General features: G+C 44.4%; 8 protein-coding genes. 2 read left to right on the forward strand and 6 right to left on the reverse strand.

The window, feature by feature from the left end; genetic code table 11:
- Positions 1–9 precede the first annotated feature (9 nt).
- The 3 genes from QUB04_RS09305 to QUB04_RS09315 all read right to left on the reverse strand — a co-directional run bounded on the left by QUB04_RS09305 (position 10) and on the right by QUB04_RS09315 (position 3,611).
- Positions 10–1,278 carry a carbamoylphosphate synthase large subunit gene (locus QUB04_RS09305; protein ID WP_333283542.1) on the reverse strand — a complete coding sequence of 423 codons (1,269 nt, stop codon included), beginning with the start codon at positions 1,276–1,278 and terminating at the stop codon, positions 10–12.
- A 202-nt stretch (positions 1,279–1,480) separates the two neighbouring features.
- On the reverse strand, positions 1,481–2,374 hold the full coding sequence (locus tag QUB04_RS09310) for an isoaspartyl peptidase/L-asparaginase family protein (RefSeq protein ID WP_333283544.1): 894 nt from the start codon (positions 2,372–2,374) through the stop codon (positions 1,481–1,483).
- Between the two features lie 604 nt (positions 2,375–2,978).
- Positions 2,979–3,611: an alpha-ketoglutarate-dependent dioxygenase AlkB gene (locus tag QUB04_RS09315; protein WP_333283547.1), complete on the reverse strand. Its 633-nt coding sequence runs from the start codon at positions 3,609–3,611 to the stop codon at positions 2,979–2,981.
- A gap of 383 nt (positions 3,612–3,994) precedes the next feature.
- Between QUB04_RS09315 and QUB04_RS09320 the strand changes: the two genes are divergently transcribed.
- Positions 3,995–4,267 carry a hypothetical protein gene (locus QUB04_RS09320; RefSeq protein ID WP_333283549.1) on the forward strand — a complete coding sequence of 91 codons (273 nt, stop codon included), beginning with the start codon at positions 3,995–3,997 and terminating at the stop codon, positions 4,265–4,267.
- Here QUB04_RS09320 and QUB04_RS09325 read toward each other — a convergent pair.
- The 3 genes from QUB04_RS09325 to QUB04_RS09335 form a co-directional block, all read right to left on the reverse strand.
- A complete protein-coding gene (locus tag QUB04_RS09325) occupies positions 4,239–9,980 on the reverse strand; it encodes an AAA family ATPase (protein WP_333283551.1) in 5,742 nt (1,913 codons plus the stop codon). The genes QUB04_RS09320 and QUB04_RS09325 overlap by 29 nt on opposite strands.
- A 138-nt stretch (positions 9,981–10,118) precedes the next feature.
- On the reverse strand, positions 10,119–10,382 hold the full coding sequence (locus tag QUB04_RS09330) for a hypothetical protein (RefSeq protein WP_333283553.1): 264 nt from the start codon (positions 10,380–10,382) through the stop codon (positions 10,119–10,121).
- Positions 10,363–16,497, reverse strand: a complete 6,135-nt coding sequence (locus QUB04_RS09335) for an AAA family ATPase (protein ID WP_333283555.1) — start codon at positions 16,495–16,497, stop codon at positions 10,363–10,365. The genes QUB04_RS09330 and QUB04_RS09335 overlap by 20 nt, the downstream gene beginning before the upstream one ends.
- Positions 16,498–17,064: 567 nt before the next feature.
- Here QUB04_RS09335 and QUB04_RS09340 point away from each other — a divergent pair.
- Positions 17,065–20,499 (forward strand): CHAT domain-containing protein, encoded by a 3,435-nt coding sequence (locus tag QUB04_RS09340; protein ID WP_445301043.1) that lies wholly within the window; start codon positions 17,065–17,067, stop codon positions 20,497–20,499.
- Positions 20,500–20,635 lie beyond the last annotated feature (136 nt).

Genomic DNA, 20,635 nt, shown 5'->3' on the forward strand with positions numbered 1-20,635 from the left:
ATATTAACCCTATTGCTGCAATCCCTTACTGTGCAAATTCTGCTCGATGTGGTGCATATCCTTCATATCCTCACCCGCAACTATCCCGTAAATTTCCGTGTAGATTTTCCCGTATTTAACCTTCTCTAAAGCCGACAGGATTATCAAGTCCTTGCGATCGAGTTCTGGTTTCAGGGTGACAAGAATCGATTCCAAAGTCCCATCCATTCGCCAGTCACTGGAATATTTAGCCACCTCCTTTCCCAGCCCCAGTAAGGTATGGCGCTGCACACAAAGCGGAGTCGAGCCATTAACTCGGAAATTGGCATCAATGGCATACAACTCTCCCTCCGAGTCTTCCAGCACGTCGAAGCCAATAACGCCGAAATAACCCTGTTGGTGAGCATATTTACCAATAGCGGCAATCATCTCAAAAAACCTACTCATGTCGGTTTCGCGGTAGTGAATTAGTCCCCCTAAATAGCTGCCCTCTGGAGTGACAAGTTGGCCGGTAGTGCCGATAAGCGTGATATTTCCCGTTTTGCTTACATAGAACTGCACGCAATAGTTCTGCACTTCATTCTTGACGAATTCCGAGACAATAATCGTATCCAGCAACTTAATATCGAGATATTTCCTCACTTCCTGCAAGCAGTAGTTCAGATCGCTGGCGCTTTTGATAATATAAGTGCCTTCTCCAGAAAGTCCGTGGGATGTTTTAATCAAGTAGGGGAATTGCTCTGGTAACTGAATGCTTTCGAGATTGACTTCGTGCAGATTGTAGCTTTCGTATTTCGGACATTGCACGCCTAATTCTGCTAGCGTGGCTTTGCTGAGCAAGTGGTAGTGGATGTCGGGATGGACGGCGTGTTTTTCTGGTTTGAGATTGTCGAAGGGAAATAGAGTCAGGAGTTTGTCAAAGCGATCGCTTACGCTGAGATCTTCGAGATAAGTTGAGCAGTCTATCATCTCCATACTGCTGTTGCTGAAGCCCAAATGCTCCCGCCAATAGTCCATCAGCGAGTTCGGCGGCTGATTAATCACAATTCCTGGGATGGCATCGCCTAACACAGCCAGATTTTTCCAAGGTTCCTTCTGACCAATCTTGTCGAAAGAAGTTTTGGTGGCTTCACTGCTGCCGTCTTGAATAAAGTATTTTTCCCTGTTGGGGTAAGCAGCCCAACTGGCAGTTGCAGGATAATTTAGGATGAACGCATAACGTCCATCTGTGATGTCGGGACCAAACAAATCGGAAAGAGAATTACCCTGAAAGTAAGGAAAGTCGTATGTTGAGTTCATAGAAACATCCAAGTCTAGTTTGAATTGAACTGTTTTTCCGGCCACTAAGTAGCTCGACATAATTAAAAGTAGGGTGGGCAATGCCCGCCCTACAAATTGAAAAAATGTTTATTGATGTCCAGCTAGTTAATACCTAGGAAACAAGATATTAGTTGCGGAATTTTAACTCTCTGCAACTAGAGAGACTTTAACCTCAATAATTTCAACGATGGGCGAGTTGTTTTTTCTTAGTGAACACAGCCACCTTGTCCATTTCTGAGGTTCTATAAGCACAAGCCATGTCGGTTGAGTTATGCGCCCAGCCAACCCGCCCTTGAGGGTCTATGATGACGCACCCAGCTTCTCCTGCTACCTTAGATGCCAGAGTCTCAATTGCCATCTGCGCTGCTTCGTCTGGGTGCTTGCCGGACGCTAGAATGTCGATCGCCGTCTTAGCTAGAACTACTGGCATAATGGACTCGCCATCGCCTGTTGTCGAGCAAGCGCCCTGTACATTTTCAGCAAACAAGCCTGAGCCAATAATGGCGCTGTCGCCGACGCGACCGGCGGGCTTATTCATAGTGCCGCCTGTTGAGGTACCGGCAACTAAAGTGCCACTACTATCCAAAGCTACACAACCAACGGTATTGGGGCGGTCAATAACTTCTTTTTCCTCCTCCCACTCTTCCTGTTGCTCATCTGCGATTAAGTCTTCTTTTGTACACATCTCGGCTCCACTTTCTGCAGCAAAATGTTCTGCATGATCCGCTACTAAGAACATGGGTTTTTTATCCATAATCTTTCGCGCCACAGATATGGGATGGCGCACGCCTTGAACATTTGCGATCGCTCCCCAAGCTAATGAACCGCCTTCCATCATCGCTGCGTCTAGCTCTACTTCTCCCTGGTTGTTGAGAACCGATCCAAAGCCTGCGTTAAATGTCTGGTCAGTTTCCAGAACCCGGATAGCTGCCTCAACAGCTTCTGCTGCCGTACCCCCGCTTGTGAGCACTGACCAACCGGCTTCTGCTGCTGCGGTACAGCCTGCATTGTTGGCTGCAACCTTCTCTTCTGTGATGGTTTTTGCTCCACCGTGAACAATAATACTCAATACCATAAGTGGCCTTTTTTTTATCTTAATATCTACTTAAAAACTTATTACATTAATCAAGTTTTAAGTAGTTTTTTCTCGCTCATAGTTTTATAGATTAGCGGTGTTTAATTGGGGGTTCTTCTATCTTCAGAGATAATTATTTGTGTCGAGGTTTGTGTTCCTTCAGACTTAGCTCTTTACGAATTCTTAATAGACATCTGACCCAAGTTATGTCAATAGTGTGAGGCAATTTGGCTGCGAGTTAGTTAAGGAAATTGAAAGATTTAGGGAGTAAAGAGGGGGTAAAATTTAAGACGATGCACTACACATTAACAGGCAAAATGGGTAAGCCTGAAGAATGAGACTTTGAGAGAAAATAAGTGCGATCGGGCTTCACATCACTCTGAGCCTTTCTGCTTACCCGCCAAAAACCCCCGCAGCCGCAACAAACTAGCCGTTTCACCCAAATTCAGCCGTAGCAGCGGCACTCCCGTGCGATCGCTAATTCGGCGGTACTGTTATTGCTGTGCGAAAATCGCTACTTTTACGGTTAACAAAAATTGCAATCTTTTTTTTTAAACCCCAAGTAAAAGCAGATAAACGCATAGGCAAATTACCCTTAATTCAGTTAGCTTACTTTCCTGAAAGTCAGGTTAATTCTTGGTTCAGTAACTTTGGCTGCTTTCGGGATTTGGTGTTGCCAAAAATGCTGGGTTACTCCTTTCATCAGCAGGAAACTTCCAGGAGTTAACTGAATATCTAATTTCATTTGTTTTTGGTATTTGTGCCTGAGCATAAAACGACGAGTAGCCCCAAAACTTACAGAACCGATCGCGGGGTTTTCACCAAGTTCTGATTCATCATCACTGTGCCAAGCTACACTATCTTTGCCGTCGCGATATAGATTAAGCAACACGCTGTTAAACAATGTACCTGCTATTGCTTCTATTTTAGATTTGATTGTTATAAGTGTAGGTGTCCATAGATTAGGCTCCATTTTTATTTGGGAGTAAGTGTAAGATTTACCTGCATCTCCGTACCATGCGCTAAGTCGCGGTATAGCGACTTGCTTGCCAAAAAGCAGGGCCACCTCTTGCTTCCAATTAATAGTGCTGTACAATTCCGCAAATATCTGGTTGCTCTCATTGTTATTGAAGAAGTCGCGGTACATGATTATTTCGGCATCAGGCAGAGATAATTGCTGACCATGCTTCTGGTTTTCTGCTTTTGGCTCTTCCCACAATGAAAGTTGACTATACATAAATCTCCTCGCTGATTACCTGTTACTGAAATTTATAAATATACAGTTGTTGACACAAGCACGGTTCCGCTTTACTATTAATCATGTAAAGCTAATTTTAGCATTTTAACAAGACAAGGATAATTACTTTTTGTAACCTACATAAGTTTTTATGTGTTCACCAACCCAATCCTGAATCGGGATTAAAGATTTGGTTGGTGTCAATTAGCTATAGCAATCCTAAATCAGTTTCAATAACTGGTTAACTGGTTCCCAAGCTCTGCCTGGGAACCGATGTCCAGAGGCTCTGCCTCGGCTGCGACAATCGAGGCAGAGCCTCCGGATATGCGTTACCAGGCAGAGCCTGGTAACGAGTATAATCATTTAGGATTGCTATATGTACTATGAATTGCTTTCAAATAATTAAATCTGTTCTTGATGAAGCTTATGTCCAAATTCCAGGAGATGAAGCTAAAAAGGATGAGGTAATTAATAACGCACTAGAATACCTGCGAGGAGAATATTCTCACCTATGGCAGGAATGTAACATAGATTCTAGCGACCCGATGTTGACGGGGTTGTCACCCCGTCAAATGAAAATGATCTCCCCCTGCAACAATGTAGCGATCGAGCTTTGGACTTTTATCATTAATCTAAATTGTGTAGCCTGTCTTTGATTTTTGTGCCATTTCTTAAAGTAGACTGACAGCGTTCCCAATAAATTTTAGCGACGGCATCGCCCGGATTCTGACGCCAACACTCTTCAAAAAGCCGCGCCGCTTTAGCTAACTTCCCTTCCGAGTAAATTTCCAAAGCTTCTGCAAACAATTCCAACGTAGCTAACTTGCCCTCTTTAATTTCTGGCGGATCAGCATCAAAGACCTCATAAACTGTTACTAATTCAGATTTTCCCTTGACTTTTACCGTATCGAGGGTGCGGATTGCGTACTCGGATGGATTTTCTAAGCGCGAGTAAGTTTCCTGGGTGATTAACAGCGACACCCCATAATTTTTCGTCAAACTTTCCACGCGAGAAGCTAAATTCACCGCATCGGAAATTACTGTGCCCTCCATGCGATTTTGACCGCCCACCGTTCCCAGCATCAAAGTTCCAGTATTAATTCCAATCCCAATCTGAATCGGGCCATAGCCAGAATTAGCGCGGTGTTGATTATATCCAACAAGGCACTGCAGCATAGCAATTCCCGCTTTCACCGCATGATCCGCCTCGCCGCTAAACAGCGCCATAATCGCATCGCCAATATATTTATCAATAAACCCGTTATTTTCATTAATAACGGGTTCCATGCGAGAAAGATAGGAATTGATAAATCTGAAATTGTCCTCCGGTGTCATACTTTCCGAAAGCGTGGTGAAGTCGCGAATGTCGGAAAATAGCACCGACATTTCTAACTGCACTTGGTCGCCCAATTCCACATCAATAATGCTTGATTTATCTAAAAACTGAAGGAATTGATTGGGAACGAAGCGCTCGAAAGCTTTGTTGAGTTGGAACAATTCATCGGTAAATCTGATGCGCTCTGTTTCGGCTTTTTTACGCTCTGTGATATCTTGAAAGGCTACAATTGCATAAGAAATCTTGTCCTTTTCATCATAGATGGGAGTACCCCAAGCCTCTATCGGAATAATCTTGTCGCCTTGGTGGATTTCCATATCCTCAGCGGTGGCACTTTCGCCCTTCAACGCTCGCACAATTGGCAAGTCACCATAGGGATATTCCTGCTCTGTTCCCGCTTGATATACTTGATAAACCTCTGGTATTTGCTCGCTGGCGACTTGAGGAATAACTCCTTTACCTAATAATTGAATAGCAACGCGATTACTATAGTAAAATTTGCCAGAAGCATCAAGCACTGACACCCCGACTGGAATTGCTTCTAAAAATTGAGCGAGTCTGTTCTCACTTTCGCGGACTTCTGTATAAAGCTTAGAATTTTGGATTGAGATAGCCGCCTGTCCAGATAACACTTTTAATAGTTCCAGTCTTTCTGGCGTAAAAGCTCCGGCTGTGAGATTGTTTTCTAGGTAAACAATACTAATGATTTGAGATTGATTAATCAGTGGCACACATAAAATTGATTTGGGCTGATGCTTTTGGATGTAGGGGTCGTTGGTAAATTGTCCCTCTCGGACAGCATCATCGAGTACCACGCTTTCTTGAGTGCGAGCCACATAATTGATAATTGCGGAGGAAAGTTCCTGACAATTTTCCACTGAGATTGACTGCAACACGGTGACTTGTTGGGAATTTATTGTGCCTTCAGCTTCAATTAATAGCTTTCCCTGGCTTGATAAAATTAAATAGCCTCTTTGCGCTCCTGCACTTTCCATCAAAATTTTCATCAATTTAGACAGTAATTTATCCAGCAGGATTTCGCCAGAAATGGCCTGAGAAGCTTTCATTACTGTGGTGATATCTAAGTGAGAACCAGAACCCTTGGTCGTCACTGAGGCCGTAGTTGTAGTTGTTTTTATTCCCGGTTGGATTGGCGCCAATAACTGCGGATATCGCGTTTCTAAATCCGTTACCTTAGCAGTTGCTCCCCATTGAACATAACAATAATATGCCTCAATCATGTAGGTTTGAGCAAGTTTTTCTTTGCCCCATTCCCAGTAGAATTTGGCTGCTAGTTCGTTAGCTAGTGCTTCTTCGTTGAGGAATTTATTTTCTTTGGCTCCAGAAATGGCGCGATCGTACATTTCAATCGCCTCAGCTTTATTGCCCAAAACGCGATGTTTTTCGGCCTCAACTAAATACCATTTATGCAGATAATTCATGGGAGCATTTTCCGCCCACTGTTGTAAAGTGGTTTGATGTGTTTGTACCTGAGCGAGAATTTCTACTTGCTCAATTTCTAGCTGTGTGGGAAATAGCGCCAAGTGTGTTAGGGCGGCATAGAAAGGGAAAATGGGAAAATAAACACTTCCCGATACTGCCATCAAATACGAATTAACTTGGCTAATGTGGTATGTGGCAGCCGAATAATTCCCAAACGAGTAAGCAAGAAGTAGTTTGTTGATGTAGATAAAAGCGAGCGCTGTGAATTCATTGTTCTGATAGCGCTTAGGAATAATTACAGTTTCATCGTATGCAGTTCCTATTAAGCAATCCGGTTGACTCACACATTCCGTCAAATTCTGCACCGTCTGCCGCATCATATCCAAATCATCCTGAGCAGAATATTGCTTCACCCGATCTAAGGCAGTGCTGTAATCTGCTAGTTCGGCTCCCCAATTGTCTAGTTCTACCCCACCGAAAAAGTTGGCATAAAAGTAAATAGTTATGTTGTAGCCAGCGTATAGAAAATCGCCCGTTTCCATGCCCGCCGTGTAGCCATCTTTCAGCGTCGGTACCGTTGCCCAGAGAGCTTCTTGGTGATGCTGAATAAAGCAACTAAACACAAACAGAATCATGGACTTTAATTCGGGCACATTGAACCGATCGAGCAATGAAAGTGCCAATTTACCAAAGGCATAACCCGTTTCCCCCTTTCCTAAAAAGGCACACAGAACCATCCCGTGCATGGCATACCCCACCGTCGATGCGGGTGCATTCCCAAAGGAGAGCGATAAACTCACCATCGTGGAGGTAACTAGGGGCAGCAAACCGGGCATTGCTTGAAAAACGGGTGCACCTAACATTCTTAAGAGTTGCATAGCTGCCCGATTCTGTGGATTTGTCATCAAAGGCAAGTCAAGCAGTTGCTCGATCTGTCGGCCCTGAAGTTGGCTAGCCAGGGCTTGCAGCGCTTTACCAATCGTGGCTTTGTCAGGTTCGCTGGGGAGATCGATCCCCAGTAGTCGCAGGGCATCTCTACCCACTGCGATCGCTTCTAGCATCTGGCTCTGGGCTGTATGGGCGACGATTTGAATTTCGTAAATTTTAACTTTGTCTACAATTGTTTGGGCTTCTTGTAAAACCTTTGCTGCCATCTGTTCCATGCCATCAAAGTCACCATTCAAATAGGCAGCTTCGGTAGCAGCAATATAGAGATTCAGCGTCAATTTATACTGACTTTCCCAGCAGTTGGCCCTCAGTAGCTCAATCCCTGTTTGCAGATAGATATTTGCGGCTGCGTAGGCGGTAGAATTTCTAGCCTTACGTCCAGCTTCTAAGTTTAGTTGGGCTAAGGCTTCTCGTTCGCTTAATTGATTGATAAACTCAATTCCTTGATTCAAATGCCCCACAATATCAAATAGTTTTTCTTCTCTTTCTATCTCCGAATAATTTTGTAGCAGTAACTGTCCTATTTTGAGATGAGTGGCTGGTTTTTGGTTGTCAGGAATCAAGGAATAAGCCGCTTGCTGGACGCGATCGTGCAGGAACTTATAAGTGGGATTGGTAATAGACTCAGTATTGGATTGAGCATCTGTTGGAATGAAGCATTTATAGCCTTCTGTAATGGGTAAAATGAGTCCTTCTTGCAAGGCTTTCCATAGTGCTGATGCTGTTTGTTCGGGTAATTCTTCACTGACTATTGCCAAGGTATCTAAATCAAACTGCGCCCCAATGCAGGCGGCAAGTTTGAGAACATCCTGAGTTTGGGCAGGCAATTTCTGCAATTGCGCCGCCATAAACTCCACCACATCCGAGGCGTGGGTAAGTCTAGCTTGAGCAATATCGCACTGCCAATGCCCTACATCCCAGTCAAAGATAATTTGACCATCTTCATACAGCGACTTGAGGAATTGAGTAGAGAAAAAGGGATTACCTTTGGTTTTTTGATAAACCAGTTCTGTCAATGGCCCGGCAAAGGATAAATTACAAATCAGTGTATCTGCTACCAACTGATTGAGATATGCTAAACTCAACGGTTGCAAGGTAATCGTATTCACTACTGCCCCAGACTTCACAATCTCATCCACAGTCAACATAAACGGATGAGCCGGTGATACCTCATTATCCCGATAAGCACCCAATACTAACAGATGCCCCGTATCTTCCATCAATAGTTGTAATAACTTCAAAGATGCTGAATCTGCCCACTGCAAATCGTCCAGAAACATCACTAAGGGATGTTCTGCTTGGGTAAATACTTGCACAAATTTCTGCATCAGCAGATTGAAGCGATTTTGGGCGGCACTCCCGGACAATTCTAGTGCAGGACTTTGAGCGCCAATGATGTGTTCTAACTCAGGAATCACCTCAATCAGCACTTGCCCACTCTCGCCTACTGCGGTGAGAATCATGGTTTTCCATCTGTGTAACTGAGCGTCACTTTCTGATAATAATTGTCCCATCAATTCGCGAAAAGCTTGTACAAATGCAGAGAAGGGAATATTGCGCTGAAATTGGTCGTATTTGCCTTTGATAAAATAGCCACGCTGTCTGGCGATCGGCTTGTGGACTTCATTTACTACTGCGGTTTTACCAATCCCTGAAAACCCAGCTACCAGCATCATTTCGGCGCTACCTGTACTGACTCGTTCAAACGACGCTAATAGTTTATAAACTTCACTTTCTCTGCCGTAGAGTTTTTCGGGAATCAGGAAACGGTCTGTAATATCTCGCCTTCCCAAGTCAAATTCTTCTATGCTGTCGGTTTGTTGTAATTGCAGCAGACACATTTCTAAATCATGCTTGAGCCCCAAGGCAGTTTGATAGCGGTTTTCGGCATTCTTCGCCATCAATTTACTGACAATTTGCGAGACAATTAGGGGGATTTCTGGGTCGATTTCGTGCGGGGGAACTGGCTGTCTGGCAATGTGGCAGTGAACTAGCTCTAAAGGGTCTTCTGTTTCAAAAGGCAGTGTTCCTGTCAGTAGTTCGTAGAAGGTGATGCCGAGGGAGTAAAAGTCAGTCCGGTAATCGAGAGTGCGATTCATTCTCCCCGTTTGTTCCGGCGAGATATAAGCAAGGGTTCCTTCCAGAACGCCGGGGTTTTTCAGGGTTGGCGTTTCTCGCGTTAACTGAGTAGAAATACCAAAGTCGATAATTTTTAATTGTTTTGTTTCGGGGTTGTAAACAATATTCGAGGGGTTAATATCTTTGTGGATGATGTTGGCGCTGTGAATTTGCCCTAAAATTTCTGTAGTTGCGATCGCAATTTGCAAAAATTCCTCCAGAGTAAACTTTCGCTGCTGCATCCAAATTGTCAAGGATTCCCCGCCAAAGTCCTCGACAAACATCACGAGGCTGTTTTGGTATTTTTGCAAGTCATAGACTCGCACGACTCCCGCCTCTTTCAACTCTTGGGTGATGCGGTATTCGGTGCGGTAGCGCACCAATTCTTGAGGTGTGGGGTAGTTTTCTTTAAGCAGTTTGAGGATAATGGGCTGGCGAGCCGCTTCCCGAATCGCCCGGTAAATCAGAGAGTTGACACTTTCGTAAAGCAGCGTCTCGACAGCAACGCCTGGAAGAGAGAGCATATTGATTTTTTTTCTAAAAATTAACGCTAAGTCAAAAGGCACCAGCTTTGTGTATAGAATAGCACGTTAGAAAGGTAATTTTTTTTTGTAACAAATGTTTAGTTTTTCATGTAGCGATCGAGCTTTGGACTTTTATGATTAATCTAAATTGTGTGGCCTGTCTTTGATTTTTGTGCGATTTCTTAAAGTAGACTGACAGCGTTCCCAATAAATTTTAGCGACGGCATCGCCCGGATTCTGACGCCAACACTCGGCAAACAGCCGGGCCGCCTCAGCTAACTTCCTTTCCCAGTAAATTGCCCTCGCTTCTGCAAACAATTCCAGCGTAGCTAACTTGCCCGCTTTGATTTCTGGCGGGTCAGCATCAAACACCTCATAAAGGTCACATAACTCCCATGCCATCAATCATAGCTGACTGAATAATTGTATAAGCCTCTACCCAAGCTTTCTCAGTTTCAGGTGTCCACTCTAAACCCATCTGCGCTTTCAGGGATTGAATGAGTGCATTGGCCACAACAGGAAAATGTTCTACTGAAACGCCATATTTGGCATGAGTTGCACCTAATCCTTTAGCAAAAACATTAATTAACTTAGGTTTCCGTAAATTTTCAATAATGATTTCTAAGCTTTGCCAAAGCTTTTCTTTTTGCTGTGCCATTCTTGTATTCATAAAAAGAGCTTTAATCTGAGAAGACTCATTAAAAAGTATTTCATAAAAGTTACTTACAAATTCATCAGAGTGAGGTTTTATTAATGCTAAACTTCTCTCTAAGAGTTCGATGTTTAAACTGATAGTTTTTTGTTCACACCAATCCCAATAAATTTGAGCAACTTGATCCGAAGGGCAGAGCTCTAAACATTGAGCAAATAATGCTGTGGCTTCGATAAATTTCTGTTGCCGATATAAGCTCAAAGCTTGATTAAATAAATCTTTTGTTGCTAATTTTCCTCGCTTTGTTTCAGGAATATCTGCCTCAAAGACTTCATAAATTGTAGATAAGTCTACTTTTCCCTTCACACTAATTTGAGCAATCATGCGAATAGCATAGTTGCTAGGATTAGCTAACTTATTAAAAGTCTGCTGTGTAATCAGTAAAGCAACACCATAATTTTTTGTTAATCCTTCCACACGAGAAGCTAAATTCACTGCATCACTAATTACCGTCGTATCCATGCGATTTTGCCCGCCCACCGTGCCTAACATTAAATTCCCAGTATTAATGCCAATGCCAATCTTAATCGGGGCATAACCAGAATCAACCCGCTCTTGATTGTATACTTGAAGTTGATGCAGCATGGCAATACTGGCGTTTACTGCATTATCAGCATTACCGCTAAATAGCGCCATAATCGCATCACCAATATATTTATCAATAAAGCCATGATTTTCAATAATCGCTGATTCCATCCGAGATAAATAAGCATTAATGAACTGAAAATTATCCTCCGGAGTCATACTTTCCGAAAGCGTGGTGAAGTCGCGAATATCAGAAAATAGCACCGACATTTCTAACTGCACTTGGTCGCCCAACTCGACATCTACAATGCTTGGTCTCTCTAAAAAATGGAGGAACTGATTGGGGACGAAGCGCTCGTAAGCTTTGTTGAGTTGAAAAAGTTCATTGGTGAACCTGATCTGCTCTGTTTCGGCTTTTTTGCGATCTGTGATATCTTGAAAGGCTACAATTGCATAAGAAATATTGTCATTTTCATCATAGATGGGAGTAGCCCAAGCCTCTATCGGAATAATCTTATTACCTTGGTGAATTTCCATATCCTCAGCGGTGGCACTTTCGCCCCTCAGCGCTCGCACAATTGGCAATTCAGCAGAGGAATATTCCTGATCTGTACCAGCTTTATACACTTGATAAACCTCGGATATTTGTTCGCTGGTGCCCTTACAAATAACTCCTTTACCTACTAATTGAATAGCTGCGCGATTACTATAGTAAGGTTTGCCAGAAGCATCCAGCACTGACACCCCCACTGGAATTGCTTCTAAAAATTGAGCGAGTCTGTTCTCGCTTTCGCGTACTTCTGTATAGAGTTTAGAATTTTGGATCGAGATCGCCGCCTGTCCAGATAACACTTTTAATAGTTCCACTCTTTCTGGGGTAAAAGCTCCGGCTGTCAGATTGTTTTCTAGGTAAACAATACTGACGATTTGAGCTTGGTTAATCAGCGGCACGCATAAAATTGATTTGGGCTGATTTTTGTGGATGTAGGGGTCGTTGGTAAATTGTCCCTCTCGGCAAGCATTATCTAGTACCACGCTTTCTTGAGTGCGGGCCACATAGTTAACAATTGCGGAGGAAAGTTCTTGACAATTTTCAACCGGGATTGACTGCAACACGGTGACTTGTTGGGAATTTATTGTCCCTTCAGCTTCAATTAACAGCTTTTCCTGGCTGGACAAAATCAGATATCCTCTTTGCGCCCCTGCACTTTCCATCAAAATTTTTATCAAGCTGGACAGTAGGTTATCTAGTAAGATTTCGCCGGAAATCGCACTCGTGGCTTTCATGACTGTGGTGATATCTAAGTTAGATTCCGACGAACCTGTTGTCGTCACTTTTGCCGTAGTTTTAGTGGTTTTATTTTTCCGTTGTATTGGTTTTAATAACTGTGGATATCGCGTTTCTAAATCCGTTACCTTAGCAGTGGCTCCCCATTGAATATAACAATAATACGCCTCAATCATGTAGAGTTGGGCAAATTTTTCTTTATCCCATTCTAGGTAAAATTTGGCTGCTAGTTCATTAGCTAATGCTTCTTCGTTGAGGAATTTATTTTCTTTGGCTCCAGAAATGGCGCGCTCGTACATTTCAATCGCCTCAACTTTATTACCCAAAACGCGATGTTTTTCGGCCTCAACCAAATACCATTTATGCAAATGATTCATGGGAGCATTTTGCGCCCACTGTTGCAGAGTCGTTTGATGGGCTTTGGCCTGAGTAATAATTTCAGCTTGCTCGGTTTCTGGCTGTGTGGGAAATAGCGCCAAGTGTGTTAGGGCTGCATAAAAATGGAAAGCGGGAACAACAACCAATCCCGATAATGCCATCAAATACGGCTTGACTTGGCAAATATGGTTTAAGGCAGCCGGATAATTGCCGCCTAAGTAGGCAAGCAGCAGTTTGTAAATGTAGACAAGAGCGATCGCCGAGAGTTCATTATCCTGATGGTGCTTAGGAAGCATCACTGTTTCATCGTAGACAGTTCCCATTAAGCAATCCGGTTGACTAACGGCTTCAGTCAAGTTCTGCACCGTCTGCCGTGTCATATCCAAAGAATCCTGAGCAGAATACTGCTTCACCAGAGCCAAGGCAGTGCTGTAATCTGCTAGTTCTGGTTCCCAAGTCTCTAGTTCTACTCCACCCCAAAAGTTGGTGTGAAAGTAATTGATTATGCTGTAGCCAGCGTTACCAAAATCGCCAATTTCCATCCCAACCGTATAGCCATCTTTCAGCGTTAATATCGCGGCTCTCATAGCTTCCTGATGATGCTGTATCAAAGCCCCAAAAATCATCAGAATGATGGAATTGAATTCCCGTGAAGTGAACCCCTCCAGCAAGCTTAGTGCCAATCGACCAAAGCCATAGCCTGTTTCTACCTCTCCCAAAAAACCACACAATGCCATCCCATGAATTGCATACCCCACGCTTGATGCGGGTGCATTCCCAAAGGAGATCGATAAACTAACCATCGTGGAGCTAAGTAGGGGCAGCAAACCGGGCATTCCCATGAAAATCGGTGCCGGTAACATTCTTAACAGTTGCATGGCTGCTTGAGTCTGGAGATTTGTCATCAAAGGCATATCCGCCAGTTCATCAATTCTTCGGCTCTGAAGTTGGCGGGCAAGAGTTTGTAGCGCTTTGCCAATCAAGGCTTCGTTGGGTTCAGTGGGGAGTTCAACCCCCAGTTGTAAGAGTGCATTTCTGCCGACTGCGATCGCCTCCAACAGCTTGCCCAGGCCTGTCTGGGCGGCGATTGAAATTTCGTAAATTTTAACTTTTTCTAAAATCGTCTGAGCATTCTGCAATACCTGTGCTGCCATCTGTTCCATGCCATCAATATCAGCATTCAAATAGGCAGCTTCGGCGGCAGCAACATAGAGATTCAGGGTCAATTCATACTGACTTTGCCAGCAGTTGACTGTCAGTAGCTCAATTCCTGTTTGCAGATAGACCATTGCCGCAGCGTAGGCGGTAGAACTTCTTGCCTTACCTCCGGCTTCTAAGTTGAGTTTGGCTAAGGCTTCTCGTTCGCTTAATTGATTGATTAACTCAATTGCTTGATTAAAATGCCCCACAATATCAAAGAGTTTTTCTTCTTTTTCAATATCCGAGGATTTTTGTAGCAGTAACTGCCCAATTTTGAGATGAGTGGCTTGTTTTTGGTCGTTGGGAATCAATGAATAAGCCGCTTGCTGAACGCGATCGTGCAGGAACTTATAAGTTGGATTAGCAACAGACCCAGGAGGGGATTGAGTATCTGCTTGAATGAAGTTATAGCCTTCGGAAATCACTAAAATAAGTCCTTCTTGCAAGGCATTCCACAGCGCTGATGCCGTTTGTTCGGGTAGTTCTTCGTTGACTATTGCCAATGTCTCTAAATCAAATTGCGCCCCAATGCAAGCCGCCAACTTGAGAACATCCTGAGTTTCTTTGGGCAACTTCTGCAATTGCGCTGCCATCAACTCCACCACATCCGAGGCGTGGGCAAATGTAACTTGAGCAATATCGTATTGCCACCCCCTTTTACTTCCCCCCTTAGTAAGGGGGGACACAGGGGGGTCAAAAATAATTTGACCATCTTCATGCAACGCCTTGAGGAATTGAGTCGAGAAAAAGGGATTACCTTTGGTTTTTTGATAAACCAATTCTGTCAAGGGCCCGGCTAAGGATAAATCGCAAATCAGCGTATCTGCCACTAACTGATTAATATCTCCTAAACTCAACGGTTGCAGCGTCATAGTGTTCACCACTGCGCCAGACTTAACAATCTCATCCACCGTCAGCATAAATGGATGAGCAGCGGACACCTCATTATCTCGATAAGCACCCAATACTAACAGATGCCCCGTATCCTCCATCAATACTTGTAGCAACTTCAGAGATGCCGAGTCCACCCACTGCAAATCGTCCAAAAATATCACTAAGGGATGTTCGGCTTGGGTAAATACTTGCACAAATTTCTGCATCAGCAGATTAAAGCGATTTTGTGCTGCACTCCCCGACAGTTCTAGTACAGCCGGTTGAGCGCCAATGATGCGTTCTAACTCAGGAATCACCTCAATCAAGACTTGCCCGCTCTCGCCTACTGCGATCAGAATCTGGGTTTTCCAGGTTTGTAACTGAGCATCGGATTCTGATAATAACTGTCCCATCAATTCCCGAAATGCTTGCACAAATGCACTGAAGGGAATATTTCGCTGGAATTGGTCGTATTTGCCTTTAATAAAATAGCCCCTAACTCGGGCGATCGGCTTAGGGACTTCGTTCACTACTGCGGTTTTACCAATACCAGAGAAGCCAGCCACCAGCATCATTTCGGCGCTCCCTGTACTAACTCGTTCAAAGGCGGCTAATAGATGAGAAATTTCAGTTTCCCTACCGTATAACTTTTCGGAAATTAGGAAACGGTCGGTAATATCCCGCGTTCCCAAGGCAAACTGCTCAATGTTAGCCGTTGCTTGTAATTGAAACAGACAAGTTTCTAAATCCTGCTTCAATCCTAATGCAGTTTGATAGCGGTTTTCCGCATTTTTCGCCATCAGTTTACTGACAATTTGCGAGACAATTAGGGAAATTTCTGGCTCAATTTCGTGCGGCGGAACTGGCTGTCTAGCAATGTGGCAGTGAACTAGCTCTAAAGCATCGTCTGTCTCAAAAGGCAGTTTTCCTGTCAGCAATTCGTAGAAGGTGACGCCAAGCGAGTAAAAGTCAGTACGGTAATCGAGAGTGCGATTCATCCTGCCAGTTTGTTCCGGCGAGATGTAAGCGAGGGTGCCTTCAATAACGTTGGGGTTTTTCAGTATCGGTGTTTCTCTGGTTAGCTGGGTGGAAATGCCAAAGTCAATAATTTTTAATTGTTTGGTTTCCGGGTTGTAAACAATATTCGAGGGGTTAATATCTTTGTGGATAATATTGGCTCTGTGAATTTGCCCTAATGCTTCCGTGGTGGCGATCGCAATTTGCAAAAATTCCTCTAGAGTAAAGGAGGGCTGCTGCATCCAAATTGTCAAGGATTCGCCGCCAAAGTCCTCCACAAACATCACGAGGCTATTTTGGTATTTTTGCAAGTCATAAACTTGTATGACTCCCGGCTCTTTTAGCTCTTGGGTGATGCGGTATTCGGTGCGGTAGCGCACCAATTCTTGAGGTGTGGGGTAGTTTTCTTTGAGAAGTTTGAGGATAATCGGCCCTTTATCTGCTTCCCGAATCGCCCGGTAAACCAGAGAGTTGACACTTTCGTAAAGAACCGCCACAATGGCAACGCCTGGAATAGAGAGCATATTGATTTTTTTGGTAAAAATTAAAGCTAACTCAAAACGCACCAGCTTTCTGTATACAATAGCGCGTTAGAAAGGAAAAAAAATTCTTTTTGTAACAAATGTTTAGTTTGTCCGGTAACAGCCTGCAAATACTTTGTGGTAGCCCCGATCGCGATCGCCTAATTTGTATGGTGCACCAACAGTCGATCGTACTTTTGCTTTGATTTTCAGCCCACATTACGCAGCCTGGGCTGTGACACAGCATAATTACGCAGAAAACTCTATTTTTAAACTAATAAATTATGGCTTTAAAACGTTTTTTATCAGTCAATATACGGTATAAAACTATAAATTATAGCTTTATTGCTGGCTAAGAATAAGTAAAAACCGATCGTGATATTTGAGGGTGCAGAATTTGGGTTTTAGCTATAGCAACCGCCCTGATGGTGACGAGGTTCTTAATCGCTAAGTCTACGCCGCAGTTGACCGCACTGAGCCGCCAATAGCTTAAAGTTATAATTGTCCGATACGTGCTCTGCCAGCTCAAAGCGAATGAAACTAGCCTTCTTTTCTATACAGGGTGCTGCAATGCTAGCGAGCGCAGCCACTATTGTCAGTACAGCGGTGGTACAAGCACAACCCATTGTTCCTGCACCCAATGACACTGGCACTACTGTCACGCCCGACGGCGATCGCTTGAATATTACAGGCGGCCAAACTTCTAGAGATGGAGCGAATCTTTTCCACAGTTTTCAACAGTTTGGGCTTAGCGAAGGGCAGATTGCTAATTTTATCTCTAATCCCGCTATTCGCAACATTCTGGGTCGGGTAGTAGGCGGAAATCCTTCTATTATTAATGGTTTAATTCAAGTAAGTGGCGGCAATTCCAACCTGTTTTTAATAAATCCTTCGGGCATTATCTTTGGCCCTAATGCTAGCTTGAATCTTCCGGCGGGTTTTACAGCTACTACTGCTACTAACATCGGTTTTGATTCCGGTTTATTCAATGTGGCTGGAGCGAATGATTACAGTAAGCTGATAGGAACTCCGAACACTTTTTACTTTAATCTCAGCCAACCGGGAAGTATCCTCAATGCAGGTAATTTAGCTGTTGTGCCGGGACAAAGTATAACTTTAATCGGCGGTACTGTCGTCAGCACTGGTTCCCTCAATGCTCCCCAAGGTAATATTACTGTCGCTGCTGTACCCGGTAAAAATGCTGTTCGTATTAGTCAAGAAGGACATTTATTAAGTTTAGAAATTGGGGTTGTTGACGGGGGATTGTTGGCACAGAATGGGCTATTATCTCTGCCTTTGTCTCTTCCGCAATTGCTTGCGGGCGCAGGTGGGAACTCTGCTACTGGTATCTCCGTTAACGGTGCAGGAGAAGTGGTTTTGACGGCGGGTTTGAGGGTGGAAAGCGGGGATGTGGCGATCGCTAGTTCTAGTGTTAATAGTCAGAATGCTACACTCTCGGCTGCACGTAATCTCACTTTGGTAGAAAGCCAGCTACTTACTGAGAACAATTTGTTTCTGTTGGCAGGAGATACGGTGCGGGTGAGGGATGGCAGTTATCCTTTCAGGGCGATCGCAGGTGGCAATCTTACTATACAAGGTAATCAAAATATTGATATCTTCGCGCTAAATTACCCTAACCCTGCATTCCAATCCGCAGGGGATATCACATTATTGAGCAATGGCAATGTTTCGGGTGATGCTCACTTCGCTGCGCGTGGTAATTTTTCTATTCTCACATTGTCTGGCAACGGCGGCAGTTTTCTGAGTTTGTACGACCCGATTATTAGCTCCGAGGGAGATGTGAGATTTGGGGATTATACTGGAACCTCACTTAAGGTAGAAGCAAAAGGCGCGATCGCGGCGGGAGATATTACCATCAATGGGCCAGATACTACTTTGTCAGGTTCCGCCGATCCAGATGCGGCGGTGCTTTCAGGTAGTGCAGCTTTAATTCTGCGATCGGGGGTTTCGACTCTGGCGAATGCTGCCAATTTGCCGCCGAATGTCACCGAAGGGGAGACATTTTTTGCTTCACCGGGTGTTGCTTCGGGCAATAGCATCGGAGTGGGAGCGATTTCGACAGTAGGCGGGCCTGTGATTTTGGAATCAGCAGGGGACATTGCGCTGGATGCGATCGCCACTTCTGGGGGTAATATTACTCTCAAAGCTGGTAGCGACATCGCCGTTACAGGCACTCTTCAGTCTACTGGCGGCAGTATTGACCTCACGGCCGGCAATTTGTTCACAGTCAGCGGCACTTTTACAGATAGTAACGGTGTAAATGCGAGCATTTCCAGCGCTAATGGCACGGGTGGCGGCGCGATTACTATTCGCCACGCGGGGAGCACGACTACACCTTTTATTGTCGGCGATTCGACAACGAATGGGACGGCGGGAGCCATTACATCAGGTTCCCAGACAATTTCGCCACAGTTTGCGGTGCCGGTGCCACCTAGCACTTACACTCAGGGCAATATTGCGATCGTTACTTCCGCGCTATCTCCAACGCCGGAACCACCAACACCAACGCCGGAACCACCAACACCAACGCCGGAACCACCCACACCAACGCCGGAACCACCCACACCAACGCCGGAACCATCTCTAACACCACTACCGGATATCTCAATTACCAATACGATCGCTCAATCTGACAACCTGAATATCATTAATAGAATTGAATCTCTTTTTAACTACAGATCCGATTGGGTAAGCGAAGTTGTCCAAACGGCATCGCCTCTAAATATAGTTAGCCCCAGCGATATCACAGGGCTAATCGATAGAGGCGATATCTCTCAAGCCACTTTGTTTATGGATATCTTCTATAGCCAACAAGTGGGGTCATACATTAACCAGGAAATCAGGGGCGATTTACAATCTTTTACGGCCATACAGGAAAGAATTAGAGGGATCGCCAGCCAAACTGGTAAAAAAACAGCCATTATCTACGTCTTATCCCGCCCTGAACAATTAGACCTGATCATCGTCCCCCCTACTGGCCTCCCCATTCATAAAGCCATCCCCGCCGCCCGGCGCGAAACTTTGATGCAAGTCGCCGCCAACTTCAGGTCTGAACTCCTTAATCCCAGAAACATTAATACTGACAGCTATTTGCCAGCATCCCAACAACTTTACCAGTGGATGATTGCCCCCTTGGAAGCTGAGTTGAAAGCTCAGGGCATCGATACGCTAGTTTTTAGTATGGATGCGGGGTTGCGAACACTCCCCTTAGCCGCCCTCCATGACGGTTTCCAATTTCTAGTAGAAAAATACAGCATCGGACTCATTCCCAGTGTCAACTTGACCGATACCAATTATGAAAGCGTTAAAAATGCTGAAGTTTTAGCAATGGGAGCCTCGCAATTTACCAATAACCAACCCTTGCTAGCAGTGCCCGCAGAACTTAACGCTATTGCCTCCGAATGGAAAGGCGAATCTTTTCTTAATCAAACCTTTACTCTCAATAATCTGAGGTCGCAACGCCGCGCCCAAGCCTATCGAATTATTCACCTCGCCACTCACGGAGAGTTTAAGTCAGGAGTACCGAGCAATTCTTACATTCAGTTATCAGACACCAGGCTAACACTCGATCGCGTGCGCGAACTAGGGTGGAATCAGCCGCCTAAAGTTGAACTATTGGTGTTGAGCGCTTGTAAAACTGCTGTGGGTGATGAAGGCGTCGAATTAGGCTTTGCGGGGCTAGCTGTGCAAGCGGGGGTGAAGTCAGTTTTGGCGAGTCTTTGGTACGTCAGCGATGAAGGTACTTTAGGGTTAATGGCTGAATTTTACCATCACTTGAAGGTCGCGCCGATTAAAGCTGAAGCCTTACGGCAGGCTCAAATTGCTATGATTAAAGGTCAAGTTCGCATTGAAAATGGCCGTTTAATTTTGTCAAATTTAAATAAGGAGTTAGAATTGCCACCAGAATTAGCTAAACTAGGTAATGAAAACCTCTCCCATCCTTATTATTGGTCGGCATTTACAATGATTGGGAGTCCTTGGTAAGGTATAAAGGTGATGGCGGTTGCTTCTTGACTCGCGACAGAAATTTGCTTTGTTCCTGGTAATGACATAGTAGTAAGTGCATAAATACTAACAATATCATTGCGAACGAAGCGAAGCAATCGCAAAGACTGATGGA

The organism is Microcoleus sp. D2_18a_B4 (assembly GCF_036702475.1).
In the GTDB taxonomy this organism is placed as follows: domain Bacteria; phylum Cyanobacteriota; class Cyanobacteriia; order Cyanobacteriales; family Microcoleaceae; genus Microcoleus.